Source organism: Micromonospora saelicesensis, from assembly GCF_900091575.1.
GTDB classification, from domain to species: Bacteria; Actinomycetota; Actinomycetes; order Mycobacteriales; family Micromonosporaceae; genus Micromonospora; species Micromonospora saelicesensis.
Genome location: NZ_FMCR01000008.1, coordinates 76575 through 98921 on the forward strand (window position 1 = coordinate 76575; position 22347 = coordinate 98921).

Annotated in this window: 19 protein-coding genes; 9 read left to right on the forward strand and 10 right to left on the reverse strand. The window is 72.6% G+C overall.

Annotated elements, in window-relative coordinates:
* Positions 1–7: 7 nt before the first annotated feature.
* The 6 genes from GA0070561_RS28780 to GA0070561_RS28805 all read right to left on the reverse strand — a co-directional run bounded on the left by GA0070561_RS28780 (position 8) and on the right by GA0070561_RS28805 (position 7761).
* Positions 8–592 (reverse strand): TetR/AcrR family transcriptional regulator, encoded by a 585-nt coding sequence (locus GA0070561_RS28780; RefSeq protein ID WP_091407547.1) that lies wholly within the window; start codon positions 590–592, stop codon positions 8–10.
* A gap of 235 nt (positions 593–827) precedes the next feature.
* Positions 828–2486, reverse strand: a complete 1659-nt coding sequence (locus GA0070561_RS28785) for a putative bifunctional diguanylate cyclase/phosphodiesterase (protein WP_244166491.1) — start codon at positions 2484–2486, stop codon at positions 828–830.
* Positions 2487–2565: 79 nt separating this feature from the next.
* Positions 2566–3375 (reverse strand): SAM-dependent methyltransferase, encoded by an 810-nt coding sequence (locus GA0070561_RS28790; RefSeq protein WP_091407552.1) that lies wholly within the window; start codon positions 3373–3375, stop codon positions 2566–2568.
* A gap of 189 nt (positions 3376–3564) precedes the next feature.
* Entirely contained in the window at positions 3565–4233 is a 669-nt protein-coding gene (locus GA0070561_RS28795; RefSeq protein ID WP_030337723.1) for a response regulator transcription factor, read from the reverse strand.
* A 7-nt stretch (positions 4234–4240) separates the two neighbouring features.
* A complete protein-coding gene (locus GA0070561_RS28800; RefSeq protein WP_091407555.1) occupies positions 4241–5932 on the reverse strand; it encodes a sensor histidine kinase in 1692 nt (563 codons plus the stop codon).
* Between the two features lie 14 nt (positions 5933–5946).
* Positions 5947–7761: an AMP-dependent synthetase/ligase gene (locus GA0070561_RS28805; RefSeq protein ID WP_091407557.1), complete on the reverse strand. Its 1815-nt coding sequence runs from the start codon at positions 7759–7761 to the stop codon at positions 5947–5949.
* A 118-nt stretch (positions 7762–7879) separates the two neighbouring features.
* Here GA0070561_RS28805 and GA0070561_RS28810 point away from each other — a divergent pair, with 118 nt between their 5' ends.
* The 6 genes from GA0070561_RS28810 to GA0070561_RS28835 all read left to right on the forward strand — a co-directional run bounded on the left by GA0070561_RS28810 (position 7880) and on the right by GA0070561_RS28835 (position 13197).
* Positions 7880–8335, forward strand: a complete 456-nt coding sequence (locus GA0070561_RS28810) for an SRPBCC family protein (RefSeq protein WP_091407559.1) — start codon at positions 7880–7882, stop codon at positions 8333–8335.
* Between the two features lie 31 nt (positions 8336–8366).
* Positions 8367–9071, forward strand: a complete 705-nt coding sequence (locus GA0070561_RS28815) for a hypothetical protein (RefSeq protein WP_091408048.1) — start codon at positions 8367–8369, stop codon at positions 9069–9071.
* Between the two features lie 76 nt (positions 9072–9147).
* Entirely contained in the window at positions 9148–10095 is a 948-nt protein-coding gene (locus tag GA0070561_RS28820; RefSeq protein ID WP_091407561.1) for an ROK family glucokinase, read from the forward strand.
* An 11-nt stretch (positions 10096–10106) separates the two neighbouring features.
* Entirely contained in the window at positions 10107–10799 is a 693-nt protein-coding gene (locus GA0070561_RS28825; RefSeq protein WP_091407563.1) for an endonuclease/exonuclease/phosphatase family protein, read from the forward strand.
* Between the two features lie 117 nt (positions 10800–10916).
* A complete protein-coding gene (locus GA0070561_RS28830) occupies positions 10917–12323 on the forward strand; it encodes a flavin-containing monooxygenase (protein WP_091408051.1) in 1407 nt (468 codons plus the stop codon).
* A 79-nt stretch (positions 12324–12402) separates the two neighbouring features.
* Positions 12403–13197, forward strand: a complete 795-nt coding sequence (locus tag GA0070561_RS28835; RefSeq protein WP_091408054.1) for an alpha/beta hydrolase — start codon at positions 12403–12405, stop codon at positions 13195–13197.
* 19 nt (positions 13198–13216) lie between these two features.
* Here the strand turns inward: GA0070561_RS28835 and GA0070561_RS28840 are convergent, their stop codons facing one another.
* Together GA0070561_RS28840 and GA0070561_RS28845 are read right to left on the reverse strand one after the other, a co-directional pair.
* Positions 13217–14713 carry an alpha,alpha-trehalose-phosphate synthase (UDP-forming) gene (locus GA0070561_RS28840; RefSeq protein WP_244166492.1) on the reverse strand — a complete coding sequence of 499 codons (1497 nt, stop codon included), beginning with the start codon at positions 14711–14713 and terminating at the stop codon, positions 13217–13219.
* Positions 14714–14872: 159 nt separating this feature from the next.
* A complete protein-coding gene (locus GA0070561_RS28845; protein ID WP_091407568.1) occupies positions 14873–15724 on the reverse strand; it encodes a hypothetical protein in 852 nt (283 codons plus the stop codon).
* A 322-nt stretch (positions 15725–16046) separates the two neighbouring features.
* Between GA0070561_RS28845 and GA0070561_RS28850 the strand changes: the two genes are divergently transcribed.
* Entirely contained in the window at positions 16047–16739 is a 693-nt protein-coding gene (locus tag GA0070561_RS28850) for a lysophospholipid acyltransferase family protein (RefSeq protein ID WP_091407571.1), read from the forward strand.
* Between the two features lie 28 nt (positions 16740–16767).
* Here GA0070561_RS28850 and GA0070561_RS28855 read toward each other — a convergent pair whose 3' ends face one another.
* Positions 16768–20277 (reverse strand): AAA family ATPase, encoded by a 3510-nt coding sequence (locus tag GA0070561_RS28855; RefSeq protein ID WP_244166477.1) that lies wholly within the window; start codon positions 20275–20277, stop codon positions 16768–16770.
* A 118-nt stretch (positions 20278–20395) separates the two neighbouring features.
* On the opposite strand from GA0070561_RS28855, the gene GA0070561_RS28860 reads away from it, so the two are divergent.
* On the forward strand, positions 20396–20653 hold the full coding sequence (locus GA0070561_RS28860; RefSeq protein ID WP_084597913.1) for a hypothetical protein: 258 nt from the start codon (positions 20396–20398) through the stop codon (positions 20651–20653).
* A gap of 185 nt (positions 20654–20838) precedes the next feature.
* Here GA0070561_RS28860 and GA0070561_RS28865 read toward each other — a convergent pair whose 3' ends face one another.
* Positions 20839–21531, reverse strand: coding sequence for a Crp/Fnr family transcriptional regulator (locus GA0070561_RS28865; protein WP_091407574.1), 693 nt, complete (start codon positions 21529–21531; stop codon positions 20839–20841).
* A gap of 269 nt (positions 21532–21800) precedes the next feature.
* Between GA0070561_RS28865 and GA0070561_RS28870 the strand changes: the two genes are divergently transcribed.
* Positions 21801–22298: a polyadenylate-specific 3'-exoribonuclease AS gene (locus GA0070561_RS28870; RefSeq protein WP_091407578.1), complete on the forward strand. Its 498-nt coding sequence runs from the start codon at positions 21801–21803 to the stop codon at positions 22296–22298.
* Positions 22299–22347: the final 49 nt, after the last annotated feature.

Here is a 22347-nt window from a genome sequence, read left to right on the forward strand (position 1 = left end):
TCGGTTTTCAGGCGGGCGCCGGGCCGAGGTGGGCGTCCAACGCGGCACGCAGCAGGGCATCGTCGTCGGTGGCGCCGGTGGCCAGCGGCAGGCTGCCCCAGGCCCAGAGTTGGGCGATGCCGTGCAGGTTCGCCCATAGGGCGCCGGCCAGCACCGCCGCGGGCGCGTCGGTGGGCCGGCGCGCCTGCGCCACCAGGTCGGCCAGCACGGCGAACAGCGGCAGGCTCGTCTCGCGCAGTCGAAGCCGGCCGCTGTCCAGCAGGTCGTGGCGGAACATCAGCTCGAACATGCCGCGGTGGGCCGCCGCGAAGTCCAGGTACGTCCGGGCCAACGCGGTCAATCGGGTACGCGGGTCCGGATCGACGTCGCGCAACGTTCGCTCGACCCGGGCGGTGAGGTCGGCGAAGCCCTCCCGGGCGATGGCGGAGAGCAGGTCGACGTGGGTGGGGAAGTAGCGGCGCGGTGCGCCGTGCGAAACCCCGGCACGCCGGGCGATCTCCCGCAGCGACACCGCGGACTGGCCCTCGCGCAGCACCAGGTCCACCCCGGCGGCCACCAACCGCGCTCGTAGCCCCGTCTCGTCCGCGTCCATAGACACTGTCTACCAGCCGTCGTAGACGGTGTCTACCTGCGGTGCCGGATCTCTCCGGCGCAGTCTGCCGTTCGCCGACGCAGGCTCATCCCGTTGCCGCCAGCGCTGCCCGTGGTGCCGGATATCTGGGTGAGCGGTATACCTCTGAGTCATATAAATACCTCTGAGGTATCGCCTTTCATCGACCTGGGCTCGTCCCGGGCCCCGGTCAGCCGAGTGGTCGGGGCGGGGTGGTTCAGCGGATGCGGGCCAGGATGCGATCGGCGGGGGCCGGGCGCCCGAAGTGCCAGCCCTGAGCTGCGTCGCAGCCGATCGCCCGTAGCCGCTCGGCCTGCCCGGCGGTCTCCACCCCTTCGGCGGTGACGGTCAGGTCCAGCGCGTGCGCCAGCGAGACCAGGGAGGCGAGGATCCGCTCGTCGGTACGGCCGACGGACGGCGAGCGCAGGCCGGCCACGAACTCCCCGGCCACCTTCAGTTCGGTCACCGGCAGGTCCCGCAGGTACGCCAGGTTGCTGTAGCCGGTGCCGAAGTCGTCGATGGCGATGCGCACCCCGAGATCGGCAAGGACCCGCAGGGCGCGGACCGGCTCCTCGGCGGTGCTCATCATCGTGCTCTCGGTGATCTCCAGTTGGAGGCGCTCCGGTGGCAGGCCGGTCTGCCGCAGCAGCGCACGGACCTCCTGGACCAACCCGGGCCGGTGCACCTGCCGTACCGCAAGGTTGACGCTGACGAAGGGCGCGGCGACACCCCCGGCCGACCACGCCTCGGCCTCGCGGCACGCCTCGGCCAACACCCAACCGCCCAGCTGGACGATCAGCCCGGTCTCCTCGGCCAACCCGATGAAGCTGTCCGGGCGCAGCACCCCCAACTCGGGGTGTCGCCAGCGGACCAGCGCCTCCACGCCGACCAGGCTGCCGTCGCGCAGCGAGGTCAGCGGCTGGTAGTCGAGGTAGAACTCGCCCCGCTCCAACGCCGCCGGGATGGCCGCGGAGAGTGCGTAGCGGGCCAGTTCACGTTGGTTGCGCTCGGCGTCGTAGAGCGACCAGCGCGCCCCACCGGCGGACTTCGCCCAGTGCAGGGTGCTGTCGGCGGCCCGCATCAGGTCCGTGGGGTTGGCCCCGGCCACCTGGCGCTCGACGATGCCGATGCTCGCCGAGATCTGCAGCTCGTGCCCGTCGACCAGGGCCGGTGTGCGTACCGCGGCGAGCGCGGTCTCGGCCACCGCCACCATGTCGTCGGTGCCGGCGGTGTGTTCCACCAGGATGACGAACTCGTCGCCGCCGAGCCGGGCCACCAGGTGCTCACCCATGGCCTTGCGCAGCCGCTCGGCCACCGTGGCCAGCAGCAGGTCACCGATCTGGTGCCCCAGCGTGTCATTGACCACCTTGAAGCGGTCCAGGTCCAGGAAGCACACCCCGACCCGCTGCGCGCCCCGGCCCGGCTCGTTCAGCGCCGCGGCGAGCCGCTCGGTGAACAGCGTCCGGTTGGGCAGGCCGGTGAGCGGGTCGTGGGTGGCCTGATGCCGGAACCGGGCTTCGCTGGCCCGCAGCGCCCGCTCGGCCTGGGTGCGGGCCCGCATGGCGGCGCGGCGTATCGACTCCTGCTCGTCGAGCGTCCGGTCACGCAGCGCGCGGGCGTAGCCGGTCGCCACGGCCGCCAGCAGCCGGGCCATCCGGTCCTCGACGTCCTCGGCCACCAACCCCAGGTCGCGCACCAGGCGGAGCTGGATGACCTCGACGGTACGACCCAGCCCCTCGGCGGAAGCGATGTGCGCGGCGACCAGCTCGGCGCCGACCCGGTGCCCGGCACGTAGGTCGAACGGCTCGGTGAGCAACGCCCCGGCCAGTTGCCCGGTGAGCCGGTCCAGCAGGGCCTCCAACTGGGCCTGGGTCATCGGTAGGTAGCTGGTGCCGGAGACCGCCTTCGCCCAGGCCCGGGCGAACGCCCCCGGGCAGGGGGTCGCCCCGGGCGACTCAGTCACCGAGGCGCCCGACGCCGCCCATGAAGACCGCGCGCTCGGCGTCCTCCGCGCTCTCCGGAGTGTCCGGTCGCCACTCGGGCACCCAGACCACGCCGGGGTCGAGCAGCTCGAAGCCGTCGAAGAGCGCGGTCAGCTCGGCCCGGCTGCGCACCCACAGCGGGTTGTCCGTGCGCCGGTAGACCCGCTCCGCCTCGGCGCGTTCGTCCTCGCTGCGCCCGTCGTCGCTGGCCTGTGACAGCACCAGGTAGCTGCCGGGCGCCAACGCGTCCCGCAGCGTCCGCAGCAGCTCCGCCGGCCGGTCGTCGTCGGAGACGAAGTGCAGGACGGCCACGACCATCACGGCCACCGGCTGGCTCAGGTCGAGCAGCTTGCGGACGTCCGGATGGGCCAGGATCGCCTCCGGGTTGCGCAGGTCCTCCTGCACGACCGCGGCCTGCTCGTTGCCGGCGAGGATCTCGCGGCTGTGCGCCACCGCCACCGGGTCGACGTCCACATAGACCACTCGCGACTGCGGGTCGAGCTGCTGGGCGATCTCGTGCACGTTGCCGACGGTCGGGATGCCCGAACCGATGTCCAGGAACTGCCGGATCCCGGCGTCGGCGAGGTGGTGCACGGCCCGGCGCAGGAACGCCCGGTTGGCCTGGGCCATCAACGGCGCCTCGGGCACCGCGGCGACCATCGCCTGCGCCGCGGCCCGGTCGGCGGCGAAGTTGTGTGAGCCGCCGAGGTAGTAGTCGTACATCCGCGCGACGCTCGGGCGCTCGATGTCGATGGTGTCGGGTGCCCAGTCCGGCCGCTGCATGCGTTTCACCCCTCGAATCCGCGACGCGAGCATCGTCGCCCGCGCGGGTATTGTGCACCCGCCACGCACGCCAGACCATAGCGCGCCGAAGGTTGGCCGCCGACGTCGGTCGATGCGCGACGGTCCGCGCCGGCCGAAGCTGGCGCGGACCGTCGGTCGCGTCGTCCCGCTCGACGAGCGGGGGGCAGGTCAGAACTTCGGCGCGTCCGGTGCCTCGAGCAGGCCGAGCCGGAGCGCGGTCATCAGGGCCTGAGCCCGGTTGGCCGCGCCGAGCTTCTCGTAGAGCTTCGAGATGTGCGTCTTCGCCGTGGACTCGCTGACGAACAGCTGCTTGGCGATGCCCGCCACGCTCATTCCGTCGGCGAGCAGCCGCAGCACCTGCCCCTCCCGGGGAGACAACTGCGGGCCGGACGGGGCGAGCCGGCGCTTCATCGCCTCGGCCAGGTCGGCCGCGGTGAACGCGCTGGGGGAGGAGGCGGCGTGCCGTGCGGCGGCCACCACCTCGTCGGCCGGGGCGGTCTTCGGCACGAAGGCGCTCGCGCCGGCCTCCAGAGCGCCGAAGAGCTGGTCGTCGCCGGCGTACATGGTCAGCACCACGATGCCCATCGACGCGCTGGACTTGCGCAGTGCGCGGGTGGCCTCCAGGCCGCTGCCGTCGGGCAGCCGCAGATCCATGATCACCACGTCCGGCTGCAAGGCGCCGGCCTGGCGTACCCCCTCCGCCGCCGTGGCCGCCTCACCGACGACCTCGAACTGGCGGTCGCGCTCGAAGGCGTGCCGCAAACCCTTGCGAATCAGGTCATGATCGTCGACAAGGAGGACCTTGGTACGGGTGGCCGGTATCGGACTTGTGGTCATCCTCGGGTTACTCCCCTTCTGGTGCTGCGCTGCCGCGCACGTTATCGCGCCGGGCCGAGGTGCCGAGAACCACCGCCACGGTCGTGCCGCTGGGTTGCCGCGGCCTGATCTCCAACCGGCCTCGGATACGTTCCGCCCTCTCGGCCATGATCGCAAGACCGTACCGCCCGTCCGGGCGCTGGTCAGCCATCCCCTGACCGTCATCCGACACTTCTATTTGCGCGTACGGGGGGTCGATCTCACAGGTGACCCACAAATTCGACGCCCCGGCGTGCTTGCGCGCGTTGGTCACCGCCTCCTGCGCGATGCGCAGCAACTCGGCCTCGGTGGCGGCCGGCAGCCGGGCGGTGGACTCGTCCAGCGAGAGGTGCACCCGCAGCCCGCCGGACGCGCCCACGGTGCGGGCGTACTCGGCGATCGCCGCGGCCAACCCACCCTGCCGGTCCACCTCGCTGCGCAGCTCGAAGAGGCTCAGCCGCAGCTCCTGGATCACCCGGGTCACCTCGCCGCGCAGCGTACGCAGGGCCTCGGCGGTCTCGTCGGCGTCGTCGAAGACGGTGGCCAGGGCGTTGTCGATGCCGTAGCCGACCATCACCAGCTCCTGGGCCACCCCGTCGTGGATCTCCCGGGCCAGCCGCTGCCGCTCCTCGTTGGTGGCCAGCGAGCGCACCTCGTCGAAGAGCAGGGCCGCCTCCAGCCGCAGCGCGGCCGGGCGGGTCAGCGCGGTCACCCGGGACACCACCGGCGGCGGGTACGCGTGCGCGGCGTCGGCCTCCAGCACCACCAGCCCCACCGTGCGCACCCCGGCGACCAGCGGAATGATCAGCGCGGACACGTCGCCGCCGCGGTGCGAGCGGGACTGCGACCGGGCGGCCGTGGTGGCCTGCTGGGTGGCCCAGGCGTCGGCGATCGCGGAGTCCGCGTCCAGCGTCGTCTCCCAGTCCACCCGGTCGACGCCGGCCTGGGCGAGCACCACGAGGCGACCTCCGCCGCTGGCCGACAGCACCGCGCCCCGGTCCGCGCGGGCCACCGTGCGCAGCTCCTCCAGCAGGTGCTCGGAAATGCCGCCCGGGTCCAGGGTCGCCCCGGGCAGCTGCCGGGCCACCGTCCGCAGCTGGGTCAGCAGCCGGGTGGCCTCGGCGTACGGCTGGGGTTTGCCCTCACCGCGGACCGCCATCACCCGGTGCAGAGTGCCGGCGGCGTAGAGCCCCAGCGCCGCCAGGATCAGCCACTGCGCGCAGACCGCGAGGTAACCCAGCTGGCCGAGCTGGAGACCACCGTCGACCCGGGTCAGCGCGCCGCTGAGCAGCAGGGTGGCGGCGGTGACCACGAGCAGCGCGGCGCCCTCCGGGAAGCGGCGGCGCAGCGCGGTGACGGTCACCGGGACCGCCAGGTAGGGCAGCACCGCCGACGCGCCCAGGCCGTCCACCGTGCCGCCGATGGACGCCACCGCGGCGACGTGGCTCGCGGCCAGCCCCAGCACCACCACCTCGGCCACCCGGCTCAGCGGGCCGACCAGCCGGTGCTGCGGTGCCAGCAGCGACGGCAGCCCGGCCACCGCCAGCAGCGCGATCCACCACAGCTGGGTGACGTCGCGGGTGGCGAACAGGGTGAGGATGGCGATCAGCGCCAGCATCACCACGCGGGCGGCCGCGGCGAGGGGATGCGGGTGCGGGGTGGTGGCTGTGGATGCGGGCACGTGACGGATGGTAGTCAGCCTCGGTAGATATCGGCGATCTCCGCCGCGTACGTCTTGTGGACAACCTGGCGCTTGACCTTGAGCGACGGGGTCAGCTCGCCGGTCGCCTCGGTGAAGTCGTGGGGCAGGACCCGGAACACCTTGATCGCCTCGGCCTTCGAGACGGCCTGGTTCGCGGCGTCGACCGCCGCCTGGATCTCCTTGCGGAGCCCCTCGTGCTCGCGCAGCTGCTCGACAGGGGTGTCGAGGGGCATCCCGGCGTTCTCCAGCCAGGTCGGCAGCGCCTCCTCGTCGACGGTGACCAGCGCCGCGATGAAGGGTTTCCGGTCACCGACAACGACACACTGGCTGATCAACGGGTGCGCACGGACCAGGTCCTCGAGCACCGCCGGGGCGACGTTCTTGCCGCCGGCGGTGACGATCAGTTCCTTCTTGCGGCCGGTGATGCTCAGGTAGCCGTCGGAGTCGAGCTGGCCCAGGTCGCCGGTGCGGAACCACCCGTCGGCGCTGATCGTCTCGGCCGTCGCGGTCTCGTTGCGCCAGTAACCCTGGAAGATCAGCTCGCCGGAGATCAGGATCTCGCCGTCGTCCTCGATCCGCACTGTCACGCCGGGCAGCGGACGGCCGACGGTGCCCATCCGGGTGCCGCTGGGCAGGTTCGCGGCGGCGGCGGGCGAGGTCTCGGTGAGGCCGTAGCCCTCCAGGACCGTCACGCCGATGCCCCGGAAGAAGTGGCCGAGCCGGGCGCCGAGTGGCGCGCCGCCGGAGATCGCGTCCCGGCACCGTCCGCCGAGCGCGGCGCGCAGCTTGCGGTAGACCAGCCGGTCGAAGACCACGTGCTGGGCGCGAAGCGCCAGGCCCGGGCCGCCCGGGGTCTCCAGCGCCTCGCTGTACGCGATGGCGACCTGCTCGGCGCGGGCGAAGATGCCGCCCTTGCCGTCCGCCTCGGCCTTCTGCTTGGCGGCGTTGTAGACCTTCTCGAACACCCGGGGTACGGAGAGCACGAAGGTCGGCCGGAACGCCTGTAGCTCGGCGACCAGGTTCTTGGTGTCGGCGCAGTGCGCCATGGTGGCCCGCGCCTGCACGACGCCGATCTGGATGAGTCGGGCGAAGGCGTGCGCCAGCGGGAGGAAGAGCAGGGTGCTCGCGCCGGCGTTGAACAGGTTCGGCAGCACCGGCACCGCGTTGGCGATGTCGGCGTACATGTTGCGGTGGGTGAGCACGCAGCCCTTGGGCCGACCGGTGGTGCCGCTGGTGTAGATGATCGTGGCCAGGTCGCCGGCGCGGACGGCCTTGCGTCGCCGCTCGACCTCGGCCAGCTCGACCGTGGTGCCGGTGGTGACCAGCTCGTCGACCCCGCCGAGGTCGATCTGCCAGACCTGGCCCAGCTCGGGCAGCCGGTGCCGGACACCGGCGATCAGGGCGGCGTGCGCCTCGCTCTCCACCACGACGGCGACCGCGTTGGAGTCCTCGAGGATCCACGCGGCCTGCTCGGCGCTGGACGTCTCGTAGATCGGCACGGTCACCGCGCCGACGGCCCAGATGGCGTAGTCGAGCAGTGTCCACTCGTAGCGGGTGCGGCTCATCAGCCCGACCCGGGCACCGGGCTCGATGCCTGCGGCGATCAGCCCGCGGGCCACGGCGGCCACCTCGTCGCGGAACTGGAGGCAGGTCACCTCGGTCCATTCGGTGACGGTGCCGTCGGCGCGCGGAGTGGGCCGGGCGAACTGGACGGTGTCGGGCGCGACTTCGGCGTTGTCCCAGACCGGGTCGGTGAGGTTGGCCGCGTCGCCAACGGTGACGATCGGCGGGACGGAGAACTCGCGCACCTGCACTCCTTCGTGCTCGCACTGGTTGGGCCGGCCGCCGCCGTGGCGTCGGCATGTGTCGAAACCTACCCGGCGGGCGGTCGGGGGGAGACAACCAGGAGGCGGGTAGCCTCCCCCCATGGCGGACTCCTCCACCCAGTCGATCATCATCGGCGCCGCACCGGATCGGGTGACGGCGGTCATCTGCGACTTCGCGCGCTACCCGGAGTGGACCGACGCGGTGCGTCGCGCCGAGGTCGTCGAGGAGTACGAGGACGGCTACGCCAGTCAGGTGCATTTCACCATCGACGCCGGGGTGATGGCCGACGAGTACGTACTCGCCTACGAGTACGCCGAGGACCTGTCCCGGATCGAGTGGCACCTGGTCGCCCCCTCGAAGATGCAGAAGGCCCAGCGTGGTTCGTACGACCTGGTGGGTAACCCGGACGGCAGCACGACGGTGACCTACACGCTGGAGGTCGACCTGTCGGTCGGCATGCTCGGGATGTTTCGGCGCAAAGCCGAAAAGATGATCATGGACACCGCGTTGAAGCAGCTCAAGCGCCGGGTAGAAGCAACCGGTGCGGCGCAGTGACGTGTCCGGTGGCACGGTAGAGGAGCCGACGGTGGGCGGAACGGATCCGGGTTCGGCCCGGGAAGAGGCGGAGCGGCTGGTCGCCACCCTGCTGGCGGGGGCGCGACTGGCGTCCGCCGGCTCGGCGGGCGGCGCGTTCGGCTCGTTGGGCGGGATGCTGTCCGGTGTCCTCGGTCACAGCGCGGGCCCCGACGCCCGCCCCGGCACCGGTGGTGCTTTCGCCACCGGTTCGGCCGAATGCTGCGTCTGCCCGGTCTGTCGGGGCATCGCCGCGTTGCGGGACCCGAGTCCGGAATTCGCCGAACGACTCGCGACCGGCGCCGGTGACCTCGCCGCGGGCGTCGCCAGCCTGCTCCGCGCGTTCTCCCCGCCGGAACCGTCGGCGCCGAGCCCCGCCGCGCCGGCCACCGAGCCGACCACCCCGCCATCGCCGGCACCCGGCACGAGCACCCACGACGTGCTCCCCGAGCCACCCCCGAGCGCCCCGCAGACCGCTGCCGTCGACGACCACGTGTGGCGCGATGCCACCCGTACCGGGCATGATTCTCAGCCGGCGCCGGAGCGGGATGTCTGGTCGGTCGCCACCCGGACGGCGGACCCACTCGCCCCGGCCGCCGTACCACCCGTCGACGAGGCCGGGACGGCGACCGTACCGGCACCGACCACCCGTCCCGTGGTGCCCGCCTCGCGGGTGCCCGATGACGCCGACGCGGAAGCATCGGGCGACGGCGCCTGAGCGCGGGACCTTCCGACCCGGACCGGCACTGGGCCGGAACCTGGGCCGGACAGCACAGCAGAGGGGGGCGGTAGCGGTGACGCTGACCATCGGAGTCGACGTCGGTGGCACGAAGGTGGCCGGCGGTGTCGTGGACGACACCGGCACGGTCCTCGTGCAGACCCGACGGGACACTCCCGCCGATGACGTGGCCAAGACCCGCGACGTCATCATCGAGTTGGTCGGCGAGCTGGCTGCCGGGCGGACCATCGAGGCCGTCGGCATCGGTGCGGCCGGTTGGATCGACGCCAGCCGTTCGACGGTGCTCTTCGCTCCCAACCTGGCCTGGCGTGACGAACCGCTGCGCGAGTACGTCAGCGAGGCCGTCGGGCTGCCGGTGATCGTGGAGAACGACGGGAACGTCGCCGCGTGGGCCGAGTTCCGCTACGGCGCGGCCCGCGACGCCGACGACTCGATGATCATGTTCACCATCGGCACCGGTGTGGGCGGCGGCATCGTCCTCGGTGGCGACCTGATGCGCGGCGCGCACGGCATCGCCGCCGAGCTGGGCCACATGCTGGCCGTGCCGGACGGGCACCAGTGCGGCTGCGGCCGGCTGGGCTGCATCGAGCAGTACGCCAGCGGCAGCGCACTGGTCCGGTTCGCCCGGGCCGGCGCCCGGCAGGAGCCCAACCGGGCCACCGCCCTGCTGAAGCTGGCCGGCGGTGAGGCCGAGGCGATCACCGGCCCGATGGTGACCGCCGCCGCGCAGGGGGGCGACCCGGTCTCCGCCGAGGCGTTCGCCCAGATCGGTCGGTGGCTGGGCACCAGCCTCGCCGACATGGCGCAGATCCTCGACCCGCAGACCCTGGTGGTCGGCGGCGGCGTGATCGACGCCGGTGACCTGCTGCTCGGTCCCACCCGCCGCTCGTACCTCGACGCGCTCGCCCAGCGCGGTCGCCTGCCGGTGGCCGAGGTGCTCCCGGCGGAGCTGGGCAACAGCGCCGGGGTGATCGGCGCCGCCGACCTGGCCCGCCGGATCTGAGGCGGTCCGGGATGGGCGTGCCGCTGCGCGTGGTGTCGTACAACGTCCACAGCCAGCGCGACGACACCGCCGCGCTGGCTGCGGTGGTCCGGGCCGCGACGCCGGACGTGGTGATCGTGCAGGAGGGGCCGCGCCGGTTCCGGTGGCGGCAGAAGTCCGCCACGTTGGCCGAGTCGTTCGGTCTGGTGGTGGCCGCCGGTGGGCTGCCCGCCCTCGGCAACCTGCTCCTGACCAGCCTGCGGGTCCAGGTCCTGGACACCCGCTGCCAGCGCTTTCCGCTGACCCCCGGCCGGCACCTGCGCGGCGCCGCGTACGCCGACTGCCGCGTCGGTGACGCCCGGTTCACCCTCGCCGGCTCGCACCTGTCCACCGACCCGGCCGAGCGGCCCTCCCAGGCCACCGAGTTCAAGCGTGGCCTGGACGCGGCGACCAGCCCGGTGCTGGCCGGGGCGGACCTCAACGAGGGGCCGGACGGGCCGGCCTGGGCCACCGTGTCGCGGGGGTTGACCGACGCGGCGGTGGCGGCCGACCGGGCCGAGCGGCTCACCTACTCCTGCGCCGACCCGCGCCGACGCATCGACGCGCTCTTCGTCGACCCGCGGATCACGGTGGTCGACTACGACGTGGTGGACACCCCGCAGACCCGTCGGGCCAGCGACCACTTCCCGGTCCTGGTCGACCTGCTGCTGCCCGCCACCGACTGACCCCCGACCCCGGCTCGACCGTCGGCACGTCCGGCCCAGGACTGGACATCCGGCCCGGTTGTGGAGAGGATTTCGCGGCGACCGGCACGCCTGCCGTACCAAAAGGAGATGTCCCCGGTGTCCACCTCCACCGACCACGGCCGGCCCGACCCGGAGGCGACCTCGCCCGCGGCGAACAGCGACGGCCGCCCGGTCTCCGACCGGGGCGACACCGTCTGCGTCATCGGGGCCGGGGCCAGCGGCCTGACGGCCATCAAGAACCTGCGTGAGCACGGGTTCGGCGTGGACTGCTACGAGCGGGAGACAGGCGTCGGCGGCGCCTGGAACTGGCGGCACGACCGCAGCCCGGTGTACGCCAGCACCCACCTGATCTCGTCGAAGCCGTTCACCCAGTTCCCCGACTTCCCGATGCCGGACTCCTGGCCGGACTACCCGCACCACAGTCAGCTGCTGTCCTACTTCGAGCGGTACGCCGACCACTTCGACCTGCGATCGCACATCTGGTTCGGCACCGAGGTGATCCGGGTCGAGCCCGTCGAGGGGGACCGGTGGGACGTGACCACCCGCTCCACCGGCGGGTACGGCCCCGAGCGCACCGCCCGGTACGCCGCCGTGGTGATCGCCAACGGCCACAACTGGTCGCCGAAGCTGCCCCGCTACGAGGGCCTCGAACAGTTCCGCGGCGAGATCATGCACGCCTCGTCCTACAAGGACCCGGCGCAGCTGCGCGGCAAGCGGGTGCTGGTGGTCGGCGCCGGCAACACCGGCTGCGACATCGCCGTCGAGGCCGCCCAGCAGGCGTCGCGCTGCTGGCACTCCACCCGCCGGGGCTACTGGTACGCGCCGAAGTACGTGCTCGGTCGCCCCGCCGACCAGGTCAACGACAGCCTGTTGGCGCTGCGGGTGCCGCTGCGGGTACGGCAGTGGCTCTACCACTGGACGCTGCGGCTGACCGTCGGCGACCTGACCCGCTTCGGGCTGCCCAAGCCTGACCACCGGGTGTACGAGACGCACCCGATCGCGAACAGTCAGCTCGTCTACTACGTGGGCCACGGCGGGATCGGCCCGGTGCCGGACGTCGCCCGGTTCCACCCGTACGCCGTGGAGTTGGCCGACGGGCGCGAGATCGACCCCGAGGTGGTCGTCTTCGCCACCGGTTACCTGCCGCGCTTCGAGTTCCTCGACGCGTCGGTTTTCGGCGACAGCGCGGGCGCGGGCCGGCCCACGCTGTGGCTCAACGCGTTCACCCCGGGGCATCCGACACTGGCCGTCGCCGGCCTGCTGCAACCGGACTCCGGGCTGTTCACCCTGTCGCACTGGCAGACGGTGCTCTTCGCCCGGCTGCTACAGGCCCGTCGGGACCGGCCGGAACGGGCCACGGCGTTCGCGCAGCGGGTGCGCGACCGGGCGGGGGAGCGGTACTCCGGGCCGGTCAAGGACAGCAGCCGGCACTGGTTCGAGGTCGGGCACGCCGACTATCTGCGCGCCATCCAACGCGCCCTGGTCGAGCTGGAGGGCAAGTGAGCGCGAGGAGTGAGCTTGCGAGCCCCGCAGTCGCGAACGAAAGGCTGGCACGGTGAGCGCGAGTAGTGAGCTGCGGATCATGCGGGGCCGGGAGTGGTCCCGGCCGGTCCGGCCGGCCCGGCGGGAGGTGCTCAGCGCGGTCCCCGAGCTGGAGGAGGGGCGTCCGCCGCTGCTGTTCGTACCCGGCTTCGGGCACGGCGCGTGGGCGTTCGCCGAGCACTGGTTGGGTCACGTGGCGTCGCGGGGGTTCCCGGCGTACGCGGTGAGCCTGCGCGGGCACGGTGGCAGCGAGCCGGCGCCGGAGGCGACGCTGCGGGCGTACGCCCACGACGTGGTCCAGGTGGCCGCGAGCCTGCCGCGGCAGGCGGTGCTGGTGGGGCACGGCGCCGGGGCCCTGGTGGTGGCGCACGCGTTGGCCCGCTACCCGGCGCGGGGCGCGGTGCTGGTGGCGCCGGTCTTCGGCGGCTGGGGAGTGCTGGGCGCGGCGTTGCGCCGCAACCCCGCGGGCACGTTGCCGGCGGTGTTCGGCGGGCCGTTGCGGCTCAACCGGGGGCAGTTGTTCAGCCGCGAGTTGCCCGACGAGGAGGCCCGGCGGTATGTCGGACGCCTCGGTCGGGCGGGTCGGCGGGCGCAGTGGGCGCTGCTGGGTGAGCCGGAGGCCGAACCGGCAGTGGGCGCGCCCCCGGTGTTGGTGCTGGGCAGCCCGGACGACCGGGTGGTGCCGGCGTCGACGTTGACCCGGGTGGCCCGCCGGTACGGGTCGGCCCCGCTGCTCTTTCCCGGGATGGGCCACGACCTGATGCTGGACGCGCGGTGGGCGGAGCCGATCGACGCGATCCTGGACTGGCTGGAGAAGGAGCCGGTGGCGCACTGAGCAGCCAGGCCGCCGGCGGTCAGCCGCCGGCCTGGTGGACACCCGGGCTGCCGGCCGGGGTGGCCGGCCGGGGCACCCGAGCAGCGCCGTCGGAGACGGTGTCGGTGCTGGTCAGGCGACTGATCAGGCCGCCGCCCTCGTCCAGGGCGCGCAGGTAGGAGCGGGCCCAGGCCCGGATGTCGTGCTGGTGCAGGTGGGCGCGCATGGCCCGCATCCGCTGGATGGTGTCGGCCGGGTCGGCCCGCAGCGCCGCGCGCAGGCCCTGCTTGAGCCCTTCCAGGTCGTGCGGGTTGACCAGGTACGCCTGGGACAGCTCGGCGGCGGTGCCGGCGAACTCGCTGAGCAGCAGTGCGCCAGTGTCGTCGACCCGGGCGGCCACGTACTCCTTGGCGACCAGGTTCATTCCGTCGCGCAACGGGGTCACCGCCATCACGTCGGCGACCCGGTAGAGCGCGGCCAGCTCGGCCCGGTCGAAGGGCTGGGTGAGGTAGTGGATCGCCGGCTCACCGACCCGGCCGAACTCGCCGTTGATCCGGCCGACCTCGCGTTCGATGCGCTCGCGCAGGATCTGGTACTGGCCGACGCGTTCCCGGCTCGGCATGGCGACCTGCACCAGCACCGTGTCGCGGACCTTGACGTCGCCGCTGGCGAGCAACTCGCTGTACGCCTTGAGGCGCTGCTCGATGCCCTTGGTGTAGTCCATCCGGTCCACGCTGAGGACGACCTGCCGGGGATCGCCGAGGTCCTGACGGAGCCGGTGGGCCCGGGCGGCCACGTCCGGGCGGTCGGCGAGCGCGGCCATCTCGGCGGTGTCGATGGAGACCGGGAAGGCGCCGATGCGGACGACCCTGTCGTCGATGCCGATCCGCCGGTCGGTGGCCGGCAGCTCCAGCACCCGGGTCACCAACTGGGCGAAGTTGTGCGCGGCCTGCACCCGCTGGAAGCCGACCAGGTCGGCGCCGAGCATGCCGCGCAGCAGCTCGGCCCGGCGGGGCAGTTGCATGAACAGCTCCGGCGGCGGGAATGGCACGTGCAGGAAGAACCCGATGCGCAGGTCGGGGCGGAGCGCGCGCAGCAGGCCGGGGACCAGTTGCAGGTGGTAGTCCTGCACCCAGACCACCCCGCCCGGCTCGGCCACCTCCGCGGTCGCCTCGGCGAAGCGCTGGTTGACCCGCTGGTACGCCTCCCACCAGCGGCGGTGGTGTTGCGGTTGCTCCACGGAGTCGTGGTAGAGCGGCCAGAGGGTGGCGTTGGCGAACCCCTCGTAGTGGTCGCGCAGGTCTTCCGAGCTGAGCGCGACGGTGTGCATCCGCACGCCGTCCACGTCCGGCAGGGCGGGGGCCGGCCCGGTGCCACCGGCCCAGCCGACCCAGGTAGCTGGTGTGTGCCGCAGGAGCGGGTGCAGTGCGCTGACCAGCCCGCCCGGGCTGCGCCGCCACTCGCAGGCCCCGTCGGGGGCCTGATTGTCGTCGATGGGGAGGCGGTTGGCCACCACCACGAGAGAACTCTGTCGCATCTCGGGCATTCCGATCAGCAGAGGACTGACCGCCGCGAGCAAGGAAAAACCGGTCAGTCAGCGGGGGAAGTGACGTTCAGCGGTATTCCTACTGACAGTAAGTTACACCACTGTTACGCCCCCGGCGGGGCGCTGCTGTCCCGGGATGCGGGCCGGCCTTCAGACGACGGCGCCGTTGTCCGGGTCGTCCTCGTCCTCATCGCCGGGGCGCAGTCGCCAGATGAGAGTGACGAAACCGGCCAGGATGCCGGTGAACCCGAACAGCGTGACCGCGGAGCGGTCGATCGGGAGCAGCCACGGGAAGAGGAACAGCACGAACCCGACGACCACTCCGAGCACGCCGATCACCGCGTACTTGCTGACCCGCGGCAGCGGCGGCGGTGGCGGCGGGTGGTAACCCTCGTCGTCCTCGTCGTCGGGCAGGTCGGCGCCGAAGGTGTCCAACCCGTCCAGCAGCGACGGCTCGTCCGGTCGGGTGCCGCGCCCCACGGAGATCCCGGAGATGTCCGTCGCGGACGGCAGCCGGCGAACGTCGGTGGCGGTCGGACCGGGTTCGTCGGTGCCGGAGCGGGTCAGCGGTCCGGAGGTCGACTCGTCCCGGTTGTCCCGCTCGTCCACGTCCTCCGAGGCCGGCCACGGGCGGTCACCGGGCGTGGAGGTGGTGTGGAAGCCCGCCACGATCCGCGCCCACTCGGCGTCGATGTCCGGTTCGTCGCGAGCGGGTGGCTGCTCCGGAGCGGTCTCGTCGGCGAGCTGGGTCAGGTAGTCCCGGGCGGTGGTCAGGTGCGAGCGGTCGACGTAGAGCCGGTCGACCGGGCGGGCCGGCACGGTGGTGGTGCGGGTGACCGGGTTGAGGTCGGCGGAGGGCTGGAGGTAGGCGGCGATCCCGCCGGCGGCCAGCACGTCGAGCAGGTGCTCACCGACGCGCGGATCGACGTCGCCGACGACGGCGTACTCGTTCGCGTCGAGCCCGTTGTCCCGCCGTCCCCGGCGGGCCCCACCCGCTGACACCCGGACATCCCCCTTAACGCGCCTGCCGGCGCGGCCGCCGCTGCCCTTCGGCGCCCGTCCGCACGCCGTGCTCTGAATCGTGACACGTCAGGGCATGGTTCCGGGAGTGCGTTGTGTCGCGTCTTCCAAAGTCACGGCTGCTCCCGCAGGTCGCGGCGCGGCTCCTTTGTCCGTTCTTGCGCGACAAGTGCGATCTCGGTGATCGCGGACGGCGATGCCTCGGCCCCCGAACGTCGTCCGTTGTGGTGAGAGCGCTCGCTTCGTAGGCTCGTCGGCGACGACGGCTGGCGCTGTCGCGGGCACACCACGGGAAAGGACGCCGGTGCTCTACTGGCTGCTGAAGTACGTCATCCTCGGTCCGCTGCTCAAGCTGATCTTCCGCCCGCAGGTGGAGGGCCTGCACAACGTGCCGGCGACCGGCCCGGTGATCCTGGCGAGCAACCACCTCTCCTTCTCCGACTCGATCTTCACACCGTTGATCACCGCCCGGAAGGTCACCTTCGTCGCCAAGGCCGAGTACTTCACCGGCAAGGGGATCAAGGGCTGGCTGACCAAGATGTTCTTCGTCGGCACCGGCACGATTCCGGTGGACCGCTCCGGTGGCCGGGCCGCGCGCGCCGCCCTGGACACCCAGTTGCAGGTGCTGCGGGCCGGGGGAGTGGCCGGCATCTACCCCGAGGGCACCCGCTCCCCGGACGGGAGGCTCTACCGGGGCAAGACCGGTGTGGCCCGGCTCGCCCTGGAGAGCGGCGCGGTGGTGGTGCCGGTGGCGATGCTCAACGCCGACGAGATCCAGCCGCCGGGCAAGCTCATTCCCAAGATCGACCGAGTGAAGATCCGGTTCGGGGCGCCGCTGGATTTCGCCCGCTACGCCGGGCTGGTCGGCGACCGGTTCGTCGAGCGCGCGGTCACCGACGAGATCATGTACGAGTTGATGGAGCTCTCCGGTCGGGAGTACGTGGACGTCTACGCCCAGAAGCTCAAGCAGCCCGTACCGACGCCGCTGGCCGCCTGAGCCACCGCCGGGCCGGCCCGGTCGGCGGTCAGGGCAGGTGGAGCAGGGCGGGAGCGTGGTGACGGGTGGCGAAGTCGTGCAGGCGGGCGCGGGTCGCCGCGGCGGCGGGTGGGTCGGTCTCGGCCAGCGGGCCGATGGCCAGCGCCAGCGTGATGATCTCGTCGGTCACGTCGGTCATCCGGGCGTAGCTCTCCGCCGCCGAGCGCAGCAGGTTCGCCGCGGTCGAGGCGTCCCCGGCGTGCCGGGCCAACGTGGCGTCGGCGACCTGACCGGCCGCGTGAGCCCACGGGGTCATCCGGGGCGCCCGGTCGAGCAGTTGCCGGACCAGCCGGGCCGCGTCCGCGCCGAGCACCCCGGCGACGTGCCCGACGGCCGGCACCCACTCCGCGAACGGAATCATCCGGGTCCGTTGCCAGTCCTCGTCCAGCTCGGTGAGCAGCGCCATCGCCTCGTCACGGCGGCCCTGCACCGCCCGGCAGAGGGCGGCGTGCGCCAGGGTGGAGCGCAGCACCCGGTGGAAGCCGGTGCGCCGCGCCGCGACCAGCGCCTGCTCGACCAGATCCCCACCCCTCGCGGCCGGCCCCGCAGTTTCGTCGGGCCGGTCGGGGCCGACCAGCTCGGCTCCGGCCAGCCCGCGCATCCAACCCGAGACCGCCACGATGTGCAGATCCCACTCGGAGGTCGGCCGTCGGGTCGACTCCGCCGCCATCTCCAGCGCCGCCGTCCAGTCAGCCGCGTAGTACGACCGCGCCCACTGGTCGGCGAAGCTGGTGGCCAGGCTGTGCTCGCCGCCCAGGTCGAGGGTGAGCTGCTCGTCGACCAACCGGGCCGAGCCGGCCAGGTCGCCCTCCTCCTGCAACGCCCAGGCCAGGTTCTGCACCGCCCGGCGCCGACTGGTCAGCCGCTCCACCCGGCAGTGCTCGGTCACCTCCGCCAACTCAGGGAACGCCGAGGCGGAGCCGGCCAGGTAGCGCGCCACGGCCAGGGTGATCCGCGCGTTGGCCTGGACCTCGCGCAGCTGGAGCCGCTCGGCGAGGGACGCTGCCGCCCGCGCTGCGGTGCACGCCGGCTCGGTTTCCGCGTTGAGCATGTGCACGCGGGCCAGCTCCAGCAGGGCGCTCGCCTTCTCCTGGCTGTCCGGTAGGTCGCCGTAGATGCCGATCGCCTGGTCCAGGCAGTGCAGGGTCGCCGACCGGTCGGCCCGACTCCAGGCGGCGGTGGCGAGCAGCGTCCAGGCGCGCGCCGCCCCCGTCCGGTCGCCGCTCGTGGTGAGCCGCTCGGCCAGCCGGGTGAGGGTGTCCGTGCCCCCCGCCACCAGGAAGGCGTCCCCGTCCCGATAGAACGCCAGCTCGGCGTCGAACAGCTCCAGCGCCGGGTCCGGCCCGACGTCCAGGGCCAGCGCCCGGCCGACCAGCGCGGCGGCGGTGTCCAGCGCGTGCAGCTCGTACGCGCGGCGGGCCGCCCGGTGCAGCGCGGCCCGCGCCGACGGGGCGTAGGGGGCGGTGTCCAGCCCGACCGTCCGGGCGATCTCGTGGGCCGCCCAGCGATGGTTGGCCAGCACCTCGGCCAGGTCGTACTGCCGGCCGTCGGTGAGCTGTGCCATCCAGTCGGCGGTGCGTTGGTGGCGCAGCACCCGTTCGGCCCTGGGCAGCCGCTGGTAGCAGACGTCGCGCACCAGGATGTGCCGGAACCGGTACTCGGACTGACCGGGCATCGTCGACGTGCTCTGCTCGTACACCAGGTCGCGACGTTGCAGGCGGTCCAGCGCACGCTCCACCCACTCCACCGGCCGACCCAACGCCATCGCCACCGGCGCGGCCCAGAACACCACGCCGACCACGGCGGCGGCCTGGAGCACCGCCCGGTCGGCCGGGTCCAGCAGGTCGAGCCGGTTGGCGATGACCGCCTGCACGGTGCGGGGCATCTCCGCGCCACCGTCGAGGTCGGGGCGGGCGGCCGAACCGACGGCGTCGAGCAGGCCGCCGTCCAGCAGCATCCGGGCGTACTCCTGGGCGTAGAGCGGGTTGCCGTCGGCGAACTCGATCAGCGGGGTACGCGAGCTGGACGGCAGCGTCGCCTGCCCGAGGAGCAGCGAGTAGAGCGTGTCGATGTCGGTGTCGTGCATCGGCGGCACCGAGATGGACATCGCGCCACTGATCGTGCCGGTCCAGGCCGGGTGCCGTTCCCGCAGCTCCGGCCGGGCGGTTGCGACGACCAGCAGCGGTACGCCGCGCGCTGACGCGCCCAACTGCTCGACGAAGGCGAGCATCGCCTGATCCGCCCAGTGCATGTCCTCGAAGACCAGCACGGTCGGGCCGGCGGTCGCCAGGGCGAGCAGGAACCGCCGCCAGGCGGCCTCGGTCTCGCCGGGGGTGAGCCGTTCGCCGGGTACACCGATCAGCGGCCCGAGCGCCTCGGCCAACCGGGTTGCGTGCGGGTCGGCGAGTTGCCCCAGCCGGGCCCGCAGCCGCTCGCGCAGCGCGACTGGGCCGTCGACCTCCGGCACGCCCACCCAGGTCTTCACGATGTCCGACAGCGCTGCCCAGGTGACGTTCTCGCCGAACGGCGGGCACTGCCCGACGAGCCAGGTGATCGGTGGGCCGGGCAGGCTGCCGGCGTGCCGGGCCAGCTCCCGCAGCAGCCGGCTCTTGCCCACACCGGCCGGGCCGAACACCGTCACCAACTGGGAGGTCCGCTCGGTCACCATCCGGTGCAGCGCGTTGACCAGCAGGCCGCGCTCGTGTTCCCGGTCCACCATCGGAGTCAGCTCGGCGCCGCGCGGGTCCCGATGTGGTCGCACCTGGACGGCCAGCCAGATCCGGCTCACCGCGGACCGGCCGCGCAGGGTGACCGGTGGCTGGTCGGCGTACTCCATCTCGTGTCGGGTGGCCGACCAGGTGCTCTCGTCGACGACGACACCGCCCGGTGGGGCGAAGCCTTGTAGGCGGGAGGCCGTGTTGACCACGTCTCCGGTCACGAAGGCCTGCCCACCGTCGCGGGTGGCGGAGAGGTCGACCAGGGCCTCGCCGGTCGCGATGCCGACCCGGAAGCTCAGCGGCGGCTGCGGACCGGCGGGCTGGCGGGCCAGGTTCCGTTGCAGCTCCAGGCCGGCGCGGACGCACCGCAACGCGTCGTTGTCGGTGGCCACCGGCGCGCCGAACAGCGCCATCGCCGCGTCGCCGATGTACTTCTCGACCACCCCGCCGTACTGGTGCACGATCCGGCGCACCGTGGCGAAGTAGGTCTGCTGCAGGCTGCGGGCCTGCTCCGGGTCGGCCCGCTCCGCGTAGCTGGTGAAGTCCACGATGTCGACGAAGAGCACGCTGACCTGACGCCGGTCCTCCTGCACCGCGACTGCGTGGTCCCGCAGCGGTTGACCGCAGCTGGTGCAGAAGTTGACCTCGGTGCTGTTGGCGTGCCCGCAGTGCGCACAGTTGACCCCGAGCGGCTGGCCACACCCGCCGCAGAAGCGGTCGTCCGGCCCGGCCGCGCGTGCGCAGTGTCCACACTTGAGGTCGATGTTCAGCTCCGTGGGCAAGAGAGGCCAGTATCGCGGCCGGTCGGCCAGTCGGGTACCCGACGTGCGGACGGGCAACGGCATCGATCGGTCGGGGTTAGTGTTCCGTACCAGGAAGTTTCATGTCAGGGAGAGTGCCGTGCAGGTACGACTGTCCGCCTCGTGGACCGATCCGGGTGGCACGCTGTGGGCGCCGGGCGACACGATCGACGTCGATGCGGTCACTCTCGCCGAACTGGAGGAGCAGGGCATGGTGGAAGAGCCTGAGGGTCAGTCGGGCGGGTCGGGGGAGACCACGACCACCTCGTCGAGCACGTCCACGGCTGGTAAGCCGACCGATCCGAAGAAGATCGGGCCGGGGCCGGGTGCGCCGCCGGCCGACAGCACGGAGAACTGATCGCCCGAGTGCGGTCGGCGGGCCATCGGCCCACCGGCCGCACTCGTCTGTCCTGCATGTTCGCTGATGCCGGTTGCCAGTGGCGGCCGGCATCAGCCGTGGGTGCGGGTGGGCCGATCGGCGACCGGCGACGGACGTCCACACCGGAGGTCAGGTGGGGGACGAGGCCGGCACGGGCCGGTCGGTCAGCGGTCGGCCATGCCGGCGCGGCGGCGCAGCGCGGCCACGTCGGTCACCACGATCCGGCGGCCCTCGGTGCGCAGCCAGCCACGGCTGGCGAACGAGCCGATCGCCTGGTTGACGCTCTGCCGGGAACCACCGGCCATCTCGGCCAGTTGACTCTGGTTGAGCTCGATCGTGATCATCGGTGCCTGGCTCTCGCCGGCCAACCGCACCAGCGTCTTGGCCACCCGACCGGGCAGGTCGAGGAAGACGTGGTCGGCGTTCTGCTCGGTGAGCCGGCGGATCAGCCCGCCCAGTGAGCGCATCACGGCGTCCAGGATGCGGGGGTTGGAGTGCACCAACTCCATGAACGCGCCACGAGAGAGCGCGAGCGCCGCGCAGTCCTCGATGGCCTCCGCCGAGGCGGACCGGGTGGACGCGTCGAGCAGGGAGACCTCGCCGAGCACGTCCGGTGGACGGATAACCGACAGCACGGCCCGCTCGCCGGTGGGTGCGGTGCGAAAGACCGCCACGGCGCCGCGGCGCAGCACGATCAGGGACTCGCCGGGGTCGTTCTCCACGAAGAGCAGTTGGCCCTTGCGGTAGGTGCGTGGAACGGCGGCGGCGATGACACGCTGCCGCACCTCGGGCTCCAGCCCGGCGAACATCTCGACACCCGTGAGCGCGTCACCCGGCTCCGGCAGGCGAACCTCCACGGCCCAACCCCTCCCCCGGTCATGGACCACAACTCGCTCACCGGGCGAACCTGATGGGCCCCGACAAGGTGAACTGACACCGATTCGGCGTCCGGTAGCGGTACACATCAGATCATGACGGTCCGGTCGCTTGCTGTACACCCCTCGAAGCACTTCCGTGACCGTCACGAGCTGCGACGTGCCGTTCACGAGGTGTCATCGTGGCTCGGTCGGCCTCCGGACGGGCCCCGCCGGGCGCGGCCGTACGGCAGTGGGCGAGGATGCCCGGAATGGTCTACCGCTACTTCTACGACTGCGAGTTCATCGAGGACGGCACGACCGTCGACCTCGTCTCGATCGGTGTCGTCGACGAGTACGGCCGCGAGTTCTACGCGGTCTCCACCGAGTTCGACGACTCCCGCGCCGTGCCCTGGGTCCGACGCAACGTGCTGGACAAGCTGCCCTCCCCGGCGGACCGGGCCTGGCGCTCGCGTGAGCGCATCCGCGACGACCTGTACGACTTCCTGATGGAGCCGATCCGGGACCGGCCGGGGGAGCAGCTGGAGCTGTGGGCCTGGTTCGCCGCGTACGACCACGTGGTGCTCGCCCAGCTCTGGGGTGCGATGCCGGCGCTGCCCCGGGAGATTCCCCGCTACACCAAGGAGCTGCGGCAGCTCTGGGACGACCGGGGCCGGCCGCCCCTGCCGGACGCGGACGCGGCCCGGCACGATGCTCTGGTCGATGCCCGGCACAATCTGGCCCGCTGGCGGGCGATGACCGCCCGCTGAGTGGTGGCCGCTCCACCGTAGGTTTGACCGGTTCTGTCCCGGGCAACGG